The 17,840-nt window shown below is 55.9% G+C and carries 17 protein-coding genes; 12 read left to right on the top strand and 5 right to left on the bottom strand.

All coding sequences use genetic code 11. The features are described from left to right. The first annotated feature begins 24 nt into the window (after positions 1–24). From AALG83_05550 to AALG83_05540, 3 genes are read left to right on the top strand one after another with little or no spacing between them, the layout of a single operon-like run. Entirely contained in the window at positions 25–2,568 is a 2,544-nt protein-coding gene (locus AALG83_05550; protein MEY8382619.1) for a heavy metal translocating P-type ATPase, read from the top strand. Further along, positions 2,568–2,834, top strand: coding sequence for a metal-sensing transcriptional repressor (locus AALG83_05545; GenBank protein ID MEY8382618.1), 267 nt, complete (start codon positions 2,568–2,570; stop codon positions 2,832–2,834). Before AALG83_05550 ends, AALG83_05545 begins: the two co-directional genes overlap by 1 nt. 18 nt (positions 2,835–2,852) lie before the next feature. Continuing rightward, on the top strand, positions 2,853–3,497 hold the full coding sequence (locus AALG83_05540; GenBank protein ID MEY8382617.1) for a trimeric intracellular cation channel family protein: 645 nt from the start codon (positions 2,853–2,855) through the stop codon (positions 3,495–3,497). Positions 3,498–3,733: 236 nt separating this feature from the next. Here AALG83_05540 and AALG83_05535 read toward each other — a convergent pair whose 3' ends face one another. Beyond that, on the bottom strand, positions 3,734–4,918 hold the full coding sequence (locus AALG83_05535; GenBank protein ID MEY8382616.1) for a MalY/PatB family protein: 1,185 nt from the start codon (positions 4,916–4,918) through the stop codon (positions 3,734–3,736). Between the two features lie 325 nt (positions 4,919–5,243). On the opposite strand from AALG83_05535, the gene AALG83_05530 reads away from it, so the two are divergent. The 5 genes from AALG83_05530 to AALG83_05510 all read left to right on the top strand — a co-directional run bounded on the left by AALG83_05530 (position 5,244) and on the right by AALG83_05510 (position 9,681). Continuing rightward, the gene (locus AALG83_05530; protein ID MEY8382615.1) at positions 5,244–5,846 is read left to right on the top strand and encodes a recombinase family protein; all 603 of its coding nucleotides are present in this window, start codon (positions 5,244–5,246) and stop codon (positions 5,844–5,846) included. 234 nt (positions 5,847–6,080) lie between these two features. Then, positions 6,081–6,959 carry a 5'-methylthioadenosine/adenosylhomocysteine nucleosidase gene (locus tag AALG83_05525; protein ID MEY8382614.1) on the top strand — a complete coding sequence of 293 codons (879 nt, stop codon included), beginning with the start codon at positions 6,081–6,083 and terminating at the stop codon, positions 6,957–6,959. 3 nt (positions 6,960–6,962) lie between these two features. Continuing rightward, positions 6,963–7,514: a TIGR01440 family protein gene (locus tag AALG83_05520; GenBank protein ID MEY8382613.1), complete on the top strand. Its 552-nt coding sequence runs from the start codon at positions 6,963–6,965 to the stop codon at positions 7,512–7,514. A gap of 27 nt (positions 7,515–7,541) precedes the next feature. Next, positions 7,542–8,426 carry an ATP-binding cassette domain-containing protein gene (locus tag AALG83_05515; GenBank protein ID MEY8382612.1) on the top strand — a complete coding sequence of 295 codons (885 nt, stop codon included), beginning with the start codon at positions 7,542–7,544 and terminating at the stop codon, positions 8,424–8,426. Between the two features lie 16 nt (positions 8,427–8,442). Beyond that, on the top strand, positions 8,443–9,681 hold the full coding sequence (locus AALG83_05510) for an ABC transporter permease (protein ID MEY8382611.1): 1,239 nt from the start codon (positions 8,443–8,445) through the stop codon (positions 9,679–9,681). Positions 9,682–9,736: 55 nt separating this feature from the next. Here AALG83_05510 and AALG83_05505 read toward each other — a convergent pair whose 3' ends face one another. Genes AALG83_05505 through AALG83_05495 form a run of 3 tightly spaced genes read right to left on the bottom strand, consistent with a single transcriptional unit; the run spans position 9,737 to position 12,710 of the window. Further along, complete coding sequence (locus AALG83_05505; protein MEY8382610.1) at positions 9,737–10,948, bottom strand: amidohydrolase; 1,212 nt, start codon at positions 10,946–10,948, stop codon at positions 9,737–9,739. 24 nt (positions 10,949–10,972) lie between these two features. Continuing rightward, positions 10,973–11,596 carry a glycerol-3-phosphate acyltransferase gene (locus tag AALG83_05500; GenBank protein MEY8382609.1) on the bottom strand — a complete coding sequence of 208 codons (624 nt, stop codon included), beginning with the start codon at positions 11,594–11,596 and terminating at the stop codon, positions 10,973–10,975. 1 nt (position 11,597) lies between these two features. Further along, positions 11,598–12,710: a glycosyl transferase gene (locus AALG83_05495; protein MEY8382608.1), complete on the bottom strand. Its 1,113-nt coding sequence runs from the start codon at positions 12,708–12,710 to the stop codon at positions 11,598–11,600. A 249-nt stretch (positions 12,711–12,959) separates the two neighbouring features. Between AALG83_05495 and AALG83_05490 the strand changes: the two genes are divergently transcribed. From AALG83_05490 to AALG83_05475, 4 genes are all read left to right on the top strand, one after another. Next, positions 12,960–13,877 (top strand): PfkB family carbohydrate kinase, encoded by a 918-nt coding sequence (locus AALG83_05490; protein MEY8382607.1) that lies wholly within the window; start codon positions 12,960–12,962, stop codon positions 13,875–13,877. Positions 13,878–13,901: 24 nt separating this feature from the next. Continuing rightward, positions 13,902–14,903 carry an aldose 1-epimerase family protein gene (locus AALG83_05485; protein ID MEY8382606.1) on the top strand — a complete coding sequence of 334 codons (1,002 nt, stop codon included), beginning with the start codon at positions 13,902–13,904 and terminating at the stop codon, positions 14,901–14,903. A gap of 104 nt (positions 14,904–15,007) precedes the next feature. Then, positions 15,008–16,444, top strand: a complete 1,437-nt coding sequence (locus AALG83_05480; GenBank protein MEY8382605.1) for an aminoacyl-histidine dipeptidase — start codon at positions 15,008–15,010, stop codon at positions 16,442–16,444. A gap of 72 nt (positions 16,445–16,516) precedes the next feature. After that, on the top strand, positions 16,517–16,765 hold the full coding sequence (locus tag AALG83_05475) for a hypothetical protein (protein MEY8382604.1): 249 nt from the start codon (positions 16,517–16,519) through the stop codon (positions 16,763–16,765). Between the two features lie 123 nt (positions 16,766–16,888). Here AALG83_05475 and AALG83_05470 read toward each other — a convergent pair whose 3' ends face one another. Then, a complete protein-coding gene (locus AALG83_05470) occupies positions 16,889–17,836 on the bottom strand; it encodes a carbohydrate kinase family protein (GenBank protein MEY8382603.1) in 948 nt (315 codons plus the stop codon). Positions 17,837–17,840: the final 4 nt, after the last annotated feature.

The raw sequence follows: 17,840 nt of genomic DNA, 5'->3' as shown, positions 1-17,840 counted from the left end.
AGGGGGGTATTTGAAGGAGTGGTTATGAAAGAAAAGTTTGATGTTGCCGGCATGACCTGCGCGGCCTGCCAGGCAAACGTAGAAAAAGCGGTTGGCAAAGTGCCGGGTGTGCAGGAGGTTTCGGTGAGCCTGCTGACGGGCAGTATGCAGGTGGAGTTTGAGGACTCGGTGAGCCCGGAAGCCATCATCGGCGCGGTTCGCCATGCGGGGTATGGAGCGCAGATCGCCGGCGCTTCTGCGGGGCAGAAAAGCGCGCCTGCCGATATTGCAGGAGAGGAAATCCGCGGCATGAAGACCAGGTTTTGGTGGTCGCTCGGGTTTTTGATCCCGCTGATGTATGTCTCCATGCACCATATGTTCCAGATGTGGTTTGGCCTGCCTGTGCCGGGCTTTATTGCAGGTTTCCTGCATGGAAATGAGAATGCGCTGAACTTTGCGCTGGTTCAGTTTTTGTTGGTTTTGCCCATCTTGTATCTGAATCGGAAGTATTTCATCGTCGGTTTTAAGACGCTGCTGCACGGCAGCCCAAATATGGATTCGCTCATCGCCGTCGGCGCATCTGCAGCTATGGTCTATGGCATTTTTGCGATTTTCCGCATCAGCTATGGCCTGGGGCACGGCGATATGGCGGTGGTTCAGCAGTATAGCGCGGATCTCTATTTCGAATCTGCGGGCATGATTTTGACGCTCATCACGCTGGGAAAATTCCTGGAGACGCGCAGCAAGGGAAAAACCAGCGAGGCAATCTCCAAGCTCATGGATCTGGCGCCCAAAACGGCTGTCGTCTTGCGGGATGGCGAGGAGATCGAAATCGGCATCGAGCAGGTGCAGGCTGGGGATATTCTGCCGGTGCGGCCGGGGCAGAGAGTGCCGGTGGACGGCGTGCTTCTGGAAGGCAGCAGCGCGGTGGATGAATCGGCGCTGACGGGCGAGAGCCTGCCTGTGGAGAAGCAGGCGGGGGATCCGCTCTATACGGCCTCCATCAACAAAACCGGCTACTTCACCATGCGGGCTGAAAAGGTCGGCTCGGATACGACGCTCTCCAAAATCATCGAGCTGGTGGAGGAAGCCGCGGCCTCCAAAGCGCCCATTTCCAAATTGGCGGATAAAGTGGCGGGCATTTTTGTGCCAGTCGTGATGACGATAGCAGTGATTGCGGCGGCGGTCTGGCTGCTGCTGGGCAAGGGAGCGGAATTCGCGCTTTCCATCGGCATTTCCGTGCTGGTCATCTCCTGCCCCTGCGCCCTTGGCCTGGCCACGCCCGTGGCCATCATGGTGGGGACGGGCAAAGGCGCAGAGCAGGGGATTTTGGTCAAATCTGCGGCGGCGCTGGAGACTGCGCATAAGGTAAAGACGGTTATTTTAGATAAGACGGGCACGCTGACCGAAGGCAAACCCGCCGTAACAGATCTTCAGCCTGAGAACGGCGTGGGCGAAGAAGAGCTGCTCCGCCTGGCGGCCAGCCTGGAGAAGCCATCCGAACACCCTCTGGCCGAAGCGATTTTGCAGGAGGCCCAGGCGCGGGGTCTGGAGCTTTTGGCGGCAGAGGCGTTCGAGGCGCTCCCAGGCAAGGGACTGCGCGCGCAGATAGAGGGAAAACAGTATTTTGCCGGCAATACCGCTCTCATGCAGGAGCAGGGCATTGCGCTGCCTGATGAGAGCACTGCGCAGGCGCAGATGCTGGAAGAGCAGGGAAAGACTGTGCTGTATTTTGCGGAGCAGGGAAAATTGCTGGGCAAAGCCGCGGTGGCGGATCGGCCAAAGCCCACAAGCCGGCAGGCTGTGGCAGAGCTAAAAGCTATGGGCATTGATGTCGTCATGCTGACGGGGGATAATGAGCGCACGGCAAAAGCCATCGCCTCCCAGCTGGGGATTGAGAAGGTCATCGCCCAGGTTCTGCCGGCGGATAAGGAAAAGGCCGTGCGGGAAGAGCAGAAGAGCGGCAGGAAAGTCGCCATGGTGGGCGATGGTATCAACGATGCGCCGGCGCTGGCCCGGGCAGACGTGGGCATTGCAATCGGCGCTGGGGCAGATATTGCCATGGAATCGGCGGATATTGTGCTCATGCGGGGCGATCTGCTGGATGCGGTCGCGGCATTTCAGCTTTCCAGAGCTGTTCTGCGCAACATCAAGGAAAATCTCTTCTGGGCGTTTTTCTACAACAGCGTCGGGATTCCCCTGGCGGCAGGCGTGTTTTTCGGGGTGCTCGGGTGGCGGCTCTCGCCCATGTTTGGGGCGGCTGCCATGAGCTTAAGCTCGGTTTGCGTGGTGGGCAATGCACTGCGGCTCAAGCTCTTCCGCCCGAAGTATCATTATGGTAAAATAGAATTATCAAAACAAGGAGCAGACGAAATGAAAAAGATTGTGCATGTCAATGGAATGAGCTGTGCGCACTGCCAGGCGGCAGTAGAAAAGGCGCTGATGGGCGTTGCAGGCGTGGAAAAGGCGGAGGTTAACCTCAAAAAGAAGCTGGCGGAAGTCAAGCTGGCGGCAGAGGTTTCGGACGCGGCGCTGATGGATGCGGTCAATGAAGCGGGCTTTGAGGCCGTTTCCGTGGAAGAAAAATAATGAAAGCAGAGAAAAAGCCGATTACCCGTCTGGTCAAGACGGCAAAGGGGCAGCTGGAAGGCGTCCTGAAAATGATAGAGGAAGATCGCTATTGCCTGGATATTTCGCATCAGCTGATGGCGGCGCAGGCGATCATCCAAAAGGCAAACCGGGAGATTCTGTCTGCGCATATGAAAAGCTGTGTGCGGGAGTCGTTTGAAAATGGCGGCGAGGAGGAGAAGATCGATGAGATCATCTCTCTCATCGAAAAAATAGGCAGAGCCTAGCGCAATGCCGGAGGGAAAATGAATCTCGCAGAACTGATTTTCTATGGCGCGGAGCTCGCCGGGACGGCCGCATTTGCCATTTCCGGTGCCATGACGGCCATCGAGCGAAAGCTGGATCTATTCGGCGTTCTGCTGCTCAGCGTCGTAACAGCGCTGGGCGGCGGCGTTACGCGGGATCTGCTGCTGGGGCATATTCCGCCAAGGATGTTTGAGCGCTATGAATATGTGCTGATTGCCGTTCTTTGCGGGCTGGCAGTGTTTCTGGTTGCGCGGTGCAGCAAAGAGCGCTATCAGAGGCATATGCCCCGCATCTCCACCATCAACAATGTGTTCGATGCCATTGGCCTTGGCGTCTTTTCCGCCATTGGCGTGCAGGCGGCAATTCAGGCAGGGTTTGAGCAAAACTGGTTTTTCGCCATCACGCTGGGCATGCTGACGGGCATTGGGGGCGGTATTTTGCGGGATATGATGAGCCAGAGCCTGCCAGCCGTACTGCACAAGCATATTTACGCCGTTGCGGCGATTGCCGGGGCGGGATGCTACTATATTGTTTACCGGCTTGGCATCAATGAGAAAATCGCCATGGCGGCCAGCGTGTTGCTCACGTTTGGCATTCGGATTTTGGCGACACGCTATGAATGGAGCTTGCCCAAAGTGGAATAGTGCGGGCGAAAAAAGAGAGGGAGTTCCCTCTCTTTTTTGTGTCAATGATTGACCGGCTTTTGAAGGAAGAAAAGAGGAGCGAATAAAAAAAGAAGCATCCAAATGGATGCTTCTTTTTGTCCGGAAAACGGCGAGAAAAGGCGTTTTAGCTTAAATTACAAAAAGCCGATATTATAATTCTATACAATTTAAATAATATAGAATTTTGGACGCGGATTTCCTCTCGACTCTAAGCCCTATTTTTGGCTGTTCAAATCGGCCACAGCCTGCTTGAGACGCTTCATCGCCTCGGCCACTGTCGCCCTCGGGCAGGCCATATTGACGCGCTGGAAGCCGGCTCCTTCCGGGCCGAACATCTCGCCGCCGTCCAGCCAGATGCGCACGTTATGCTCGATGAAATCTTCCAGCTGCTCCGAGTTTAGCTCAAGGCCGCGGAAATCCAGCCAGAGCAGATACGTCCCTTCCGGCTCGACCAGGGAAACGCCGGGGATCTCTTTCAGCGCCTCGCGCACATAGGAAAGATTGCCGGCCAGATACTCTTTGAGCTGACGCAGCCATTCGGCGCCTTTGGTATAGGCGGCTTTGCAGGCAGCCAGGCCAAGCTGGTTTGCCCCGTCGATGGAGGCTGCCTCTTGCTCTGCGACGAATTTTTCCCGGAGCTCCGGGTTGGGAATGAGAATATTGGAAGTCGCAAGGCCGGCCAGGTTGAAGGATTTGCTGGGGGCTGTGCAGGTGATGGTAATGCGCTCATACTCCTTTTTCAGGCTGCAAAGGGGAATATGGCGATGGCCGGGGAAGGTGAAATCCGCGTGAATTTCATCCGAAATGACGATGACATTGTGCTTCAGGCAGATATCGCCGATTTTCTCCAGCTCTTCCGCCGTCCAGACGCGGCCGACAGGGTTATGCGGGCTGCAGAAGATGAAGAGCTTGACATCGTTTTCCACGATCTTTTGCTCAAAATCTGCAAAGTCGACCTGGTATTTTCCATCCTCGAACACGAGCGGGCTGTTCACCAGCTTGCGGGCGTTTCTATCGATCACGCGGGAGAAGGGATAGTAGACTGGGCGCGTGATGAGAACTGCATCGCCGGGGGAAGTCAGCGCGCGCACGCCTGTGGCGATTGCGTTGACGACGCCGGGCGTCTGGAGAAGCCAATCCTGCTCGATATCCCAGTTAAAATATGTTTTCTCCCAATTTGCGAGGGCGTCGAAATAGTCTTTCTTTGTATCGGTATAGCCAAAAATTCCGTGAGAGACGCAGGAATGCAGTGCTTCCAGAATTTCCGGCGCCGTCTGGAAATCCATATCCGCGACCCACATGGGCAGAACATCTGCGCCATGCCCGCGCTCCTGAGCGAAATCGTGCTTGACGCTGTTCGTGCCCAGGCGGTTATGAAGCGTATCAAAATCATACTTCATCATATCTTTTCTCCCTCTATTTTGATGCGTATTTGGAACAATTCCATTCTAAACAATTTTAAGGCAATAGTCAATCGAAGGTAAGCAGGCGCCGCGCCAAAAGCAGAGCAAAATCAACACAAACCGACATGCGGAAATAGGGCAGGAGAGCATTTGCCTGCCAGAAGGCGGGTGCTTTGGCAAAGGTTTATGGCAAAGCGTGGAAACAGGAGGACGGGGATGTCGATAAAAAATTGGTTTTTCCTACAAAATCCCCGAAGAGTACCCACGTGAGCTGTGCTACAATCATGATACTTTTTAAAAATGAGGATAGGAGCCAGAAATCGTGGGAGGGAAAGCGTATGGATATATCCGCGTTTCAACGCGTGAACAGAATATCAGCCGGCAGGTGGCGGCGATGCGGGCGCAAAAGATTCCGCCTAAGCGCATCTTTATCGACAGGCAGAGCGGAGTGGATTTTGAACGGCCGGCATATCGGCAGATGATGGAGCTCCTCATGCCGGGGGACACGGTTTTCATCAAGAGCGTGGATCGGCTGGGGCGCAGCTATCCCGAGATTATCGCGCAGTGGAACAAAATGATGCTGGAAAAGAAAGTGCGCATTGTTGTGCTGGATATGCCGCTGCTGGATACGCGTATCATGCAGGATGATGCCGCCAGCGCCCTGCTCTCTGGCCTGATGCTGCAAATCCTCTCCTATGCCGCGCAGGCAGAGCGGGAGAATCTGAAGCAGAGGCAGGCAGAGGGGATTGTTGAGGCAAGAGCCAGGGGCGTGCGGTTCGGGCGGCAGAAAATGCGGCTGCCAAATGAATTTCCCGAGATTGTGCAGCAATGGCGGGGAAAGGAGATCTCCTGCCAGCAGGCGCTGCAAACGCTGGGAATGGGGCGAACCAGCTTTTATCGGAAAATAAAAGAGCTGGGGCTATGAGAACGCAAAAGTATACCTTTTGGGACTGGCGCGGTGGACGGAAGGCGGGGCAAAGAGCGGGGAACGTATTCGATCAAAAAAAAGAATCGCATAACTTACAATTTCGAAACACATTCCACATTCTGCTATGGTATAATAGGCATTATCCGAAGCAAAGCTTGGGATGCCGGGGAGAAGATGGAACCGCGCATTGCTGTACTTCGCCGCAATGCTAAAATAGGAAGGTTTACTCTCATGCGGTATCATAACCTCGGCGTTATCCGGCCTGAGAGGCTATGGAACCATGCGCGCGACGCGGCGCCGAATGAAGGCAGGCTGATTCGCGCTTATCATGGCACTATGGGAATCGTGCGGGACGACGCGCGGCAACGAGCGCAAAAGGGCATAGAAAAAGAAGGAGCAACACTCATGTTTGGTATCATCGGGGCAATGGAGAGCGAAATCACATTGCTGAAAGAGAAAATGCAGGGAATAGAGGAGCATCGCCTGGGCAGATCGGTTTTCTATACCGGGAAGCTGGAAGGGCAGGATGCCGTGCTGTTAAAAAGCGGCATCGGCAAAGTCGCCTCGGCGATTGGCGCGCAGGCTATGATCGACCGCTTCCATGCATCGAGCATCGTCAACACCGGCATTGCCGGCGGAATTGGCAAAGGGCTTGCAGTTGGGGATATCGTCGTGGGCAGTTTTGCCGTACAGCACGATTTTGATATGAGCGGCCTTGGGTATGCCCCGGGCTATATGGAAGGCGAGCAAAAGGATCAGCCCACCAGATACTTGCCGGATGAGGCGCTGATGCGGGAATTCTTGCAGGCGGCGCGCAAAGTCATGCCGGAGGAGCATATTCATCAGGGCGGCATCGCGACGGGGGATCTGTTCGTCTCTGAAAACGGGAAGAAAAAGTGGATTAGAGACACTTTTGACGCGATGGCCGCGGAGATGGAGGGCGGCGCGATCGCACAGACGGCCGTGCAGAACAATGTGCCCTTCGTGATTATCCGCGCCATTTCGGATTTGGCGGATGAAGGCGCTGCCAGCTCTGTAGAGCAGTCTGAACAGACCATGGCAGATCGCTCGGCGAAAATTTTACTGGAACTTTTAAAAGCGAGGCGATAAATCATGTACGAAGAACTAAGGGCGCAGGCGCGCCAGGCGGCGGAAGAGCTTGTGCAGGCATCGGGAATCAAGGCCGGGCAAATTTTAGTCGTCGGCTGCTCGAGCAGTGAAATTGGCGGGGAGAAGATCGGCTCCAGCTCTTCGCCCGAAGTGGCGGAGGCGGTTTTCTCCGGGATCTGGGAAGTGCTCGCAGAAAAGGGAATCTTCCTGGCGGCACAGTGCTGTGAGCACCTCAACCGGGCGATCATTTTAGAGCGGGAAGCCGCCGAACGGTATGGATATGAGCAGGTCAACGTCGTGCCCCAGCCCAAGGCAGGCGGCTCGTTTGCTACGGCAGCCTACGCGCATTTTGCAGAGCCTGTGGCGGTGGAGCAGATTGCGGCGCACGCGGGCCTGGATATCGGAAATACGCTGATCGGCATGCATCTGAGGAGAGTTGCCGTGCCCGTGCGCCTCTCGATCAGAAAGATTGGGCAGGCGCCGATTGTCTGCGCGAGAGTGCGGCCCAAATTCGTGGGCGGCGAGCGCGCGCACTATGATCAGGAGCTGCTCTAAAGGGAAACGAAAAAGGAGGCAACCAAAATGGAGCTTGAACTAAGGGAGATCTCTAAAAGCTTCGGCGAGAAAAATGTGCTGAGGGAGGTCTCTTTTACCGCAAAGGGCGGGCAGGCCTTCGGGCTGCTGGGCAGAAACGGCGCCGGGAAAACGACGACCATCCGAATTTTGATGGATGTGTTTCCGGCGGATGGCGGCAGCATTTTAATCGACGGAAAGCCCATCGACTACAGCAAGATTAAGATTGGCTATCTCCCCGAGGAGCGGGGCATGTATCCCAAAAAGAAGATCATCGATCAGCTGGTCTATTTTGCAGAGCTTAAGGGAATGCAGCGCCGGGCGGCAGCCCAGTCTATCGGCTACTGGCTGGAGCGGCTGAACATGGCCGAACACCGCGACAAGCGCCTGGATACGCTCTCCAAGGGCAACCAGCAGAAGATTCAGCTCATCACCGCCCTGGCGCACGACCCCGAGATCGTGATTCTAGACGAGCCTTTTTCCGGCCTGGATCCCGTCAATGCGATGCTGCTCAAAGAGGTCGTCAAAGAAGAGATTGAGAAGGGGAAAATCGTGCTGTTTTCCAGCCACCAGATGCACTATATCGAGGAGTTCTGCGACAGCATCGCCATTTTGAAGGATGGCAAAGTTGCACTGCACGGTGAGCTGAGCGAGATTAAGCATAGCTACCCCAGAGACAAGCTGGTGATCCGCTCTGCGGCGGCGGATGAGATTTTGGCGCTGCCGGATTTGGCGGGGCAGAAGACCGGGGAAAATGAGCTTATGCTCGCGCTTTCCTCGCCTGAGGCAAAAAACCAAGTCATGAAGATGCTGGCAGAGCGCTTCGATATCGATGAGATGCGGGTGTTCGAGCCTTCGCTGGGCGATATTTTCGTCGAGTATGCAGGGGATTAGGCGAGGGGGCGATGAGATGAAACAGTTTAAAACCATTCTGAATTTTGAGCTGAAGAGCTATTTTAAAAATAAGGTTTTTGTCGGCATTACGGTTGCGCTGGTCGTGCTGATCGCGGCAGCCATGTTTTTCCCGAATATCATGGCCTTTTTTAAGAGCGGCGATGGAGCAGAGCAGGAGCAGAGCCCGGTCATGCTGATCGCTTCGGATTCCGATGCGCAGGCGGAGGCCATGCGGGAAGCGTTTGCCGCGGCCTTTGCGGGCTATGACGTCCGCATCGCGCAGGGCGGCGCGGAAGAGGCAAGGCAGAAGATTTCCCAGGGAGAGGCCGAGTGCGCGTTCGTCATAACCGGGCCAACTTCTTATACTTATTATGTGGAAAACCTCGGGCTATACGATGAGAAAACCGCCGTCGCGGATGAGATTCTGAAAAATGCCTACCGCGTTGAGGCCATGGTGGAGAGCGGCGTTGCGCCGGGGCTGGCCGGGCAGATCCTCTCTGCGCAGGTTACGCACGAGATAGAGAGCCTGGGCAAAGACCAGATGCAGAACTACTTTTATACCTACGTCATGGTTTTCGCGCTCTATATGGTGATTCTGCTCTATGGGCAGATGGTCGCGACGAACGTGGCCTCGGAAAAGAGCTCCCGGGCGATGGAGGTGCTCATCACCAGCGCAAAGCCCACGGCAATGATGTTCGGCAAAGTGATCGCGTCCTGCCTGGCCGGGTTCATCCAGCTGCTCTGCATTTTTGGGACGGCGCTTGTGTGCTTCCGCATCAACCAGGCGCAGTGGGCAGATAACCCCATCGTCTGCTCCATCTTCAATATGCCGCCCGAGCTTCTGGGCTATATGCTGGTGTTTTTCCTGCTGGGCTTCTTCATCTACGCGTTTTTATACGGTGCTGTCGGCTCGACAGCTTCCAAGCTGGAGGATACCAACACATCCGTTATGCCCATCACGATGCTGTTTATCATCGCGTTTCTGGTGGTGATGTTCTCCATGTCCAGCGGGAATCTCGATAATATCTGGATGAAACTGTGCTCCTATATCCCGCTGACTTCACCGATGGCCATGTTTGCACGCATCGCTATGAGCACGGTGCCGCCCTATGAGATTGTGATCTCGATTGCCATCCTCATCGGCTCGGTTGTGGGCATTGGCGTTCTGGCGGCGAAGATCTACCGCGTGGGCGTTCTGCTCTATGGAACGCCGCCAAAGCTTGGCTCGATTTTAAAATCCATCTGGAAAGCATAAAAACTGCAAAAGAAAAGCCGGCGATATGCGTATCGCCGGCTTTTTTCTATGCCCACTATTGATGCACGTTCTCCCGGTGCCAGGCTTTGATCTCGCGCGCCAGAGCGGGGTTTTCAAAGAGCTCCAGAGCGGCAGAAGCAAAACCTTTGACGACGGCATGCAGTTTTTCATAGGCAGGCGCGGCGTCCACATGCGGCAAAATACCCGCCTCATGGACGTGCGACGGCGGCGTGGTCGGGAAGGCGACCTCGAAATACTGCGTCGGGCAGACATAGCTGACGTTGCCCAAATCCGTGCTCCCGCAGACAGGGCTGCTGCCATCTGCGACGATATGCCTAAAGCCGAACTCCTCCAGATGGCCTTTGGTCAGCTGTACCAGGGCGGGCACGGGCACATAGTTATCGAAATGGTTCTCAAAAAAATGATAGGAGAGCTCTGCGCCTGTCATCAGGGCAGCGCCCCTGGCAATATTGATGATTTTTTCCGTGAGCACCTGCAAATCTGCCCTCTTAGGGCAGCGGGTTGTGATCTGGCAGGCGGCATGCTCTGGGATGATATTGGTGGCCCGGCCGCCGTCGATGATGATGCCGTGCACGCGGTAGTCCGGGTGCAGCTGCTGGCGCAGTGCGCCGATGCCGGCAAATAGGAGCTGAACCGCATCCAGCGCATTGATGCCCTCAAAGGGAGAGGCGGCGGCATGGCTGGCCTTGCCCCTAAAGTGAAATTCGATGGAATCCAGCGCCTGGATATTGGCGGTCAGATCGTTGCGGTCGCCAAGGTGCGCCTGAAAGGCCGCATCAAGATCCGAGAAAGCGCCGGCCGCGGCGAGATCGATTTTGGAGCCGACGGTCTCCTCCGCAGGCGTGCCGATTAGGATAATTTTGCCTGCAAAGCCCAGCTGGCTTTGCAGCTTGGAGAGCAGAATGGCGGCGCCGGCGGTCGTGGCGGCGATCCAGTTATGCCCGCAGGCATGAGCAGGCTGGCTGCCGTTTTCCCCATAGCCTGGAAGCGCGTCGTATTCTGCCAAAAACGCGATGCGGGGGCCTTCTCCCCGGCCAAATTCCGCCCGGAACGCCGTGGGAAGATCGTGGTAGGGCATCTGAACTGCAAAACCGTGGCTGCGCATCAGCTCGGCCAGATACTGGGAGGAGCGGTATTCCGCAAGCCCCAGCTCGGGCATGGAGAAGATGGCGTGGCTGATTTCTTCAAAGAGAGGCGCAAGAGCGTCGGCCTGGAACTGAATCAGATCGTGATGTGGATGCTGCATCGTATTTCCTTTCTGTCTCGAAAATTAGGCGGGATTATGCCGCCCGAAAAATGAAATGCCGGGGGCTTCCTGGGGAAGTGGCCGCCAATGCTTGAGGATGACGGTGGCCGAGAGCAGCGTGCAGCCCAGGGCGATGGAGCCATGCCGATTCACCAAAATGCTGTAAATGACCAGAACGGCAAAAGCCGCAATCGTCCGCAGGCGATTGGGCGTGATCACGACGACAAGAGAGAAGAAGATGAATGCGATGGCCAAAACGCCAAAAGAAAGATCCGCCGGGAGCAGAGCGGCCAGCACGCCGAAGGCAGGCGCAATTGCCTTGCCGCCATGCCCTCCTAAAAAGGGGGAGAAGGCATGGCCCAAAACCGGCGCCGCCATGACCAGCGCAAAAAGCGGGTGCTCCATGCCGCAGAAACGGCGCGCCAGATAAACGGGCAGGCCAGCCTTGAGCAGATCGCCCAGCAGGCAAAGCAGGCCCAGGGCGACGCCGCCGTATTTGACGGCATTGGCCGTGCCCGGGTTTCCGTCGTCGCTGAGTTTGCGGATATCGATCCCCTTAAAATGCCGGGGAAGGATCAGGGCGAACATGACGCTTCCCAGGAAAAAGCCCATGATGGCAAAAGCCAGATAGAGAGAAATGTTTCCCATGTTATCGCGCCTCCTTTAGGATAAAATCGCAGATCGCATCTGCGGCAAAGCGGTGAATCTCCTTCTCCTGCGCGGCCTGCATGCGCTCCAGCGCCGCCTGGTCGCCGCAGAGCTGATAGGCCCGCTGCGCCAGAGAGCGCATGTCTTCGCCCGTGATGGAAAGACCATGCGAGGCGAAAAACTGCGCGTTGCAGTTTTCACATCCGGGGATAGGCGCCGTATGCACCAGCGGAATGCGCTTGGCCGCGGCCTCCGTGCTGGTCAGCCCGCCGGGCTTGGTAAAGAGCAGGTCGCAGGCGTCCATATATTCGTCCACGCGGCTGGTATAATCCAGGATGCGCGCGTTTGTCCCGTAAAATTTTTCCCGCAGTGCGCTTTTGAGCGCTTCGTTATTTCCGCCCAGCACGACGATATGCTCCTGCGCTCCGCAGAGGGAAAGCAGTTCGCTGAGCAGCAGATCGATGTTCCCATAGCCCATGCTGCCCGTCATGATGAGGAAGATCCTGCCCTGCTCGGGAAGGCCCAGCTGCCTGCGCGTTTCGGCCTTATCCTGGCGAACGGTAAACCGCCGGGCGACGGGAATGCCTGAGACGATGAGCTTTTCCTCCGGAATGCCTTTTTGCATGAATTCCGCCTTCAGATCCTCGTGCGGGATGAAAAAATAGTCCGGCTCGGTTTCCTCCCAAAAGGGGATGCAGGTATAATCCGTTGCGATGGCGTAGGTTTTGGCCGCCAGCCCGTAATTTTTGCGGATGGCTGTGATGGTCTCGGCGGGGAACAGATGCGGCATGAGGATGGCATCAAAGCCGTTTTTCTCGATATAGGCGGAAAGCCGCCGCGCCGCAGACTTATTGGCATAGTAGATGACGGACTTGAACTTATTGGTGCTGATAAACTTGCCCGCCTGATAGGCCAGGCCAAAGAGCGCCGGCGCCTTGGTTGTGATATTGACATAGGTATCGCAGACGACTTTGGATTTTTTCTTTCCGGAGAACAGCAAAATATCGCGCATGCGCGTCTCAATATTGCGTTCGCGCAGCGCCTCTAAAACGGCCTTGCCGGCGGTATTGTGCCCGCCTCCTGTATTGGTCGATAAAATGAGTGCTTTCATCATAAGCCTCCCTAGCGTTCCCAGATAGCTTTTCCTTATTTTATTGCAATATAGCGGAATTTGTCAAATTTCGGCGTGAAAAAGAGCGCGCAGATACATTGCGCTTTGGCCGCCTCTTTGCTATAATAAATCTATTATCCAGATGTAAATTGATATAACAGGAAAAAGCATGTTTCCGCGGTGCATGAAGGGCGGCAATGAGGGGGCTGCTGCACGCAGGAACGCGCTTTGAGATTTGAAAAGGAGAGGTTTATGGTACTCACAATGACGCTCAGCCCATGGGTGGAGTGCAGGGTTTGGCTGCCTGAACTCCAATATGGGAAGGATAATCTGGCCTCTGGCATGAGAGAGGGCGTCTCGGGCAGAGGTATTCGCATGGGAACAGCGCTCAGAGAGCTGGGAGATGAGGTGCTCTGCATGGGATTTTGCTCGGCAGAGGGGGAGAGAATCATCTCGCAGGTTTTGGCGGATGCGGGAGTGGAGCGGGATTTTATCAAAGTGCCCGGTGCGCTTCGCATGCGCATTGCCATCTACGATAAAAAGGGCGAGACAACCCGCTGTATTCAGCAGGGCACGGCCATAGAGGGCAGAGCGGTGGAGCAAATGGAAGTCGCCTATGCGCGCAACCTTTCGGAGATGGGCGAGGGAGACGTGGTCGCCTTGGGCGGGCATATCCCGCTGGGCATCGGGCCGGAAATTTACGCAGAACTCATCGGCATGGCCAAAGATCGCAAAGTGCGGGCGGTTTTGGCGGCGCAGGAGGAGAATCTGGAAAAAGGAGTTTTGGCAGGGCCTTATGCCGCGCTCTTATGCAAAGAGGACTTGGAGGGCTTGGCTGGAAGAACCCTGAGGGGTGAGCAGGAATGCTGCGCGGCCGCCAGGGAGATTTTAGAGCAGAGCGGCGGCGCGTATCTCTGCGTGGAGACGCGGGAAAAGCTGCTGCTGGTCTCGCCCCAAAAGGCCTTTTCTGCGCCGATTTTTGGAGAGCAGAAGGGAATGCGGGCTGGGGCGGCGGCCGGGCTTGCCCACGCGGCACAGCATGGCGCGGGGGAAGCGCTTTTGCGCAGTGCGGCGGCGGGCAGAGAACTGCTCTGCAAGGATATGCCGGCGCAGCGGCAGCATTTCGAGCAGCGCGCCAGAGAGATTGCCGTGCAGGAGATGGATAAATAGGCTTAGAAAAGGGGAGGAGAAAAAATGGAGTTCAAAAAACTGCGGGAATACCTTGGGGATATCGCCCAGGTGTTCGAAGTGAAGGAATACCGCTTGATGGGCGGAAAAGCAGAGGGGGTTCGGGCCATCGATATCAGCAACGGCGCAGGGCTGGAGCTGACGCTTCTGCCCGATCGCGGGATGGATTTCTATCGCCTCAAATACAAGGGGCAGACGCTCAACTTCTTTACGCCCACGGGAATCGCCGCGCCCGCTTACTTTGCAGAGGAAGCCGGCGGCATGGGCCAGATGTTCTTCGGCGGCATGATGCTGACCTGCGGCCTGCGCAATATCGGCCTGCCCTGCCGGGAAAACGGCGCATATTACGGCCCGCACGGCAATATTACGGCTATTCCGGCGGAGCATGTGAACATCCATTATTTTGAGGAAAACGGCGCGCCGGCCGTCAGTATTTCGGCTATCATGCGGGATAACGGCTATGGGACGCAGCTGCTGCTCAAGCGCACGGTTACCATCCGATACGGCGCAAACGAGATCGATTTGCAGGATAAGGTGCTCAACAACGGGTTTGAGGAATCGCCGCTGATGGTGCTCTACCACTTCAATATGGGCTACCCGCTGCTTTGCGAGCAGTCTCAGCTGATTTTGCCCACAAAGAAGGTTACGCCCAGAACGCAGCACGCGGCGGATTACGCGGATCGATATTTGGAGATCACTTCTCCGGCGGTGGGATACGAAGAGATGTGCTATTATCACGATTTGGAGACGGATGAAAACGGCTGGGCCACGGCGGGCATCTATAACCCGCAGGAAAAACTGGGGCTGAAAATTCTCTTCGACAAGAGCACGCTGGATCACTTCGTGCAGTGGAAAATGCTGGCCAAGGGCACCTTCGTTACGGGCCTGGAGCCCTGCAACGCCACCATCAACGGCATGACAGACGCGCGGGAGAATGGCAGCCTCAAGACCATCGCGCCGGGGGAAGAGGTGCAGTATCGGCTCAAAGTTCTGGTATTCGAGGAATAAAACTTCCGGCCGGAAAAGAGGCGATTGAAGAGCCGGGCGGTTTCGTGTATCATAGAGGTTGGAACAAACGCGCGTGCGGATAGCGTAAAAAGGAGATATGCAAGATGAATATTGTAACAAAAGGATTGGAGCCCGCTCGGGTGCTCAGCTATTTTGAGGAGATCAGCGCGATTCCCCGGGGATCCGGCAATGAAAAAGGCGTTGCCGACTATCTGGAAGCGTTCGCCAGGGAGCATGGGCTGTTCTGCTATCGGGATGAGATGCACAACGTCATGATCAAAAAGCCCGCTTCGCCTGGGTGCGAAAAGGCGGGGGCGGTGCTGCTTCAGGGGCATACGGATATCGTCTGCGAGAAGAATAACGACTATGTGCATGATTTTGAGAAGGATCCCCTAAAGCTCTATATTGAGGGGGACTACCTCAAGGCGGAGGGCACGACGCTGGGCGCGGATAACGGCACGGCCGTCTGCTATATGCTGGCAATTTTGGAGGATGATACGCTGGTGCACCCGGCGCTGGAATGCCTGTTTACCGTGCAGGAGGAGACCGGGCTGGACGGCGCGAGAAATTTCGATGGCAGCCAGATTTCCGCCAAGACCATGATCAACATGGATGCGGGCCCGGAAGGCGTTGCGACAGTTTCCTGCGCCGGCGGCATGCGCATCGATATGAAAAAGAGCATGGAGCAGGTTCCCTTTGCCGGGACGGCGCTCAAGCTGGAAGTCAAGGGGCTGATGGGCGGCCACAGCGGCGGGGAGATCAATTCCAACCGCGCCAACGCCAACGCCGTGATGGGACGCGTGCTCTATAACCTGCCCAAGGTGAACATCGTTTCCCTGACGGGCGGCAGCAAGGATAACGCGATTCCAAGAGAGTGCGTCGCGATCATCGCAGTGCCGGATGTTTTGGCGGCAAGACAGGCTGTAGAGAAACTGGAAAAAGAGATTCTGGCCGAATGCACCGAGCTGGATAAGGGATTTAAAATCGAGGTGAGCGAGGTGGATGCGCCGGCAACCATGGGCGACTGCGCCTGCACCAAGGATGTCGTCGGCCTGCTCTATCTGGCACCAAACGGTGTGCTCTCCATGAGCCCGACGATGGAAGGGCTAGTGGAAAGCTCCAGCAATATGGGTGTCGTCCATACGGAAGGCGCAGATATTTGGGTGGCTTTCTCCCCCAGAAGCAGCGTGGAAAGCCGGCAAGACCAGACCGAGCAGCGGCTGCGCATTCTGGCAGATGCCTTTGGCTTTGAATTCCATCTGAGAAGCCGCTATCCCGGCTGGGCCTATGATCCCGATTCCAAAGTGCGCGATCTCGCCAAAAGCACATATGAGGAGATGTTCAAAAAGCCCTTCAAGATTGAAGCGATTCATGCCGGGCTGGAATGCGGCTTGCTCAAGGCGAAAGTTCCGGAGCTGGATATCGTCGCCATCGGGCCGGATGAGCATAACGGGCATACGCCGGATGAGGAAGTCTCGATTTCTTCCATGAACCGGGTCTATCAGTTTGTCCGTGCATTGCTGGAAAAACTGGCAAAGTAGATAGAATGGCAGAGGCGCCGGCTCGCAGAGCAGGCGCTTCTTTTTATCGCTTGAAAAAAGGAGGGACGATATATGTTTTTGTTTGGGCGTAAAAAAGGAAAAGAGGATTGGGCAGAGCTGGATGAAATTGTCTTAAACCTTGAGCAAGGGGAGCTGGAGCAAGTCATCGGATTTTTGCAGAATGTTCGCGGGAAATTCGCGCAGTTTCCGGCAGATGAACGGGAACATTGGCACTACCGGGACGAGAGCGAAGGATGGAGCGAAGGCCAGCCGGATTTGATTCTATTTATGCTGCCAGATTCGGGCGCTGATATGAAATAAGATTGCACTTAAAAGCGGTATCGTTTTTGATACCGCTTTTGGATAGTCGTCCCCATGCGCGCAAAGAGGGCTGCCAGATGGCAGCCCTCAAATTTTTTGTATCGCCTTTGCGCCTAAGGAGAGTTAGGCCAAAATTTTATAGCGCGCGAGTTTTTCCTCAATGAGCGTGCGGTCGTATTCGCCGGTCTTCATATAGGAATCCACCATCTCGCGGTTGGGCACGCCTGCGCGGCCGCCGATAGCCGTGCACTTGATGGAGGAGACGGCGTTGGAGAACTGCGCGGCCTCATCCGGGCGCATATTTTGCAGCAGCGCATAGAGATACGCGCCGTGGTAGACGTCTCCTGCGCCAACCGTATCAACAACCTTCACTTTGTAGCCCGGAGCGAAGTAGAAGCCGCCGTCCCACTTGACGACAGAGCCGCGGTCGCCCAGCGTAAAGACTGCGATCTTCGGGCCCATTTTGCGGACTTTTTCCAGATTGCTCTCAAAATCCTCACTCTCGCCAAAGAGCTTGGTATAGTAGAATTCCGAGCCGATGAATACATCGAACTTGGGCATCATGGCCTGCATCTCATCCGAATAGCCGTCGCCGTCTACCGTAACGATGCCGCCCGCCTGATGCATGATATCCGCCAGGCGGTGGCTGACTGCATCGGCGTTCTCCAGATGCAAAATCTTATGCTGGGCGACAAACGCTTCGTCAATGTCTTCTACGCCGTATTTGCGGCCTTTGGGCATCTCAAAGATGATGTTGCGGCCGTGGGTGACTTCGTCAGAAAGCACCAGGGAGAAGGCGGATGTGCCGTCCTGGAGGATATGCGAGGTATCGATGTTGTAGCGCTCAAAATCCCGGATGATGCACTCGCCGTAGAAATCTGCGCCGACCATGCCGATCATGGAGCCGCTCGCGCCAAGCTGCCCAATGGCCGTCAGCGCCGAGGCAACTTTTCCGCCAAACTGCCAGCTGGTCTCGAGAATCTGCGCGCCCTCGTCTTTTTGTGTGGGCAGGTGGTCGATATGCACGAGGTTATCGACAGTAGAGCTTCCGTATGCGATTACTTCTCTCATAAAA

Source organism: Christensenellaceae bacterium 44-20 (assembly GCA_041223705.1).
Taxonomy (GTDB): Bacteria; Bacillota; Clostridia; order Christensenellales; family Christensenellaceae; genus QANA01.
Note: the sequence above shows the minus strand (reverse complement) of the source record. Positions and strands in the feature narration are given on the sequence as shown.

Bases quoted from the DNA above. Each gene is read 5' to 3' on its own strand.
- AALG83_05550 (MEY8382619.1), top strand. From the start codon at position 25: ATGAAAGAAAAGTTTGATGTTGCCGGCATGACCTGCGCGGCCTGCCAG.
- AALG83_05545 (MEY8382618.1), top strand. From the start codon at position 2,568: ATGAAAGCAGAGAAAAAGCCGATTACCCGTCTGGTCAAGACGGCAAAG.
- AALG83_05540 (MEY8382617.1), top strand. From the start codon at position 2,853: ATGAATCTCGCAGAACTGATTTTCTATGGCGCGGAGCTCGCCGGGACG.
- AALG83_05535 (MEY8382616.1), bottom strand. From the start codon at position 4,918: ATGAAGTATGATTTTGATACGCTTCATAACCGCCTGGGCACGAACAGC.
- AALG83_05525 (MEY8382614.1), top strand. From the start codon at position 6,081: ATGCGGTATCATAACCTCGGCGTTATCCGGCCTGAGAGGCTATGGAAC.
- AALG83_05520 (MEY8382613.1), top strand. From the start codon at position 6,963: ATGTACGAAGAACTAAGGGCGCAGGCGCGCCAGGCGGCGGAAGAGCTT.
- AALG83_05515 (MEY8382612.1), top strand. From the start codon at position 7,542: ATGGAGCTTGAACTAAGGGAGATCTCTAAAAGCTTCGGCGAGAAAAAT.
- AALG83_05510 (MEY8382611.1), top strand. From the start codon at position 8,443: ATGAAACAGTTTAAAACCATTCTGAATTTTGAGCTGAAGAGCTATTTT.
- AALG83_05505 (MEY8382610.1), bottom strand. From the start codon at position 10,948: ATGCAGCATCCACATCACGATCTGATTCAGTTCCAGGCCGACGCTCTT.
- AALG83_05500 (MEY8382609.1), bottom strand. From the start codon at position 11,596: ATGGGAAACATTTCTCTCTATCTGGCTTTTGCCATCATGGGCTTTTTC.
- AALG83_05495 (MEY8382608.1), bottom strand. From the start codon at position 12,710: ATGATGAAAGCACTCATTTTATCGACCAATACAGGAGGCGGGCACAAT.
- AALG83_05490 (MEY8382607.1), top strand. From the start codon at position 12,960: ATGGTACTCACAATGACGCTCAGCCCATGGGTGGAGTGCAGGGTTTGG.
- AALG83_05485 (MEY8382606.1), top strand. From the start codon at position 13,902: ATGGAGTTCAAAAAACTGCGGGAATACCTTGGGGATATCGCCCAGGTG.
- AALG83_05480 (MEY8382605.1), top strand. From the start codon at position 15,008: ATGAATATTGTAACAAAAGGATTGGAGCCCGCTCGGGTGCTCAGCTAT.
- AALG83_05475 (MEY8382604.1), top strand. From the start codon at position 16,517: ATGTTTTTGTTTGGGCGTAAAAAAGGAAAAGAGGATTGGGCAGAGCTG.
- AALG83_05470 (MEY8382603.1), bottom strand. From the start codon at position 17,836: ATGAGAGAAGTAATCGCATACGGAAGCTCTACTGTCGATAACCTCGTG.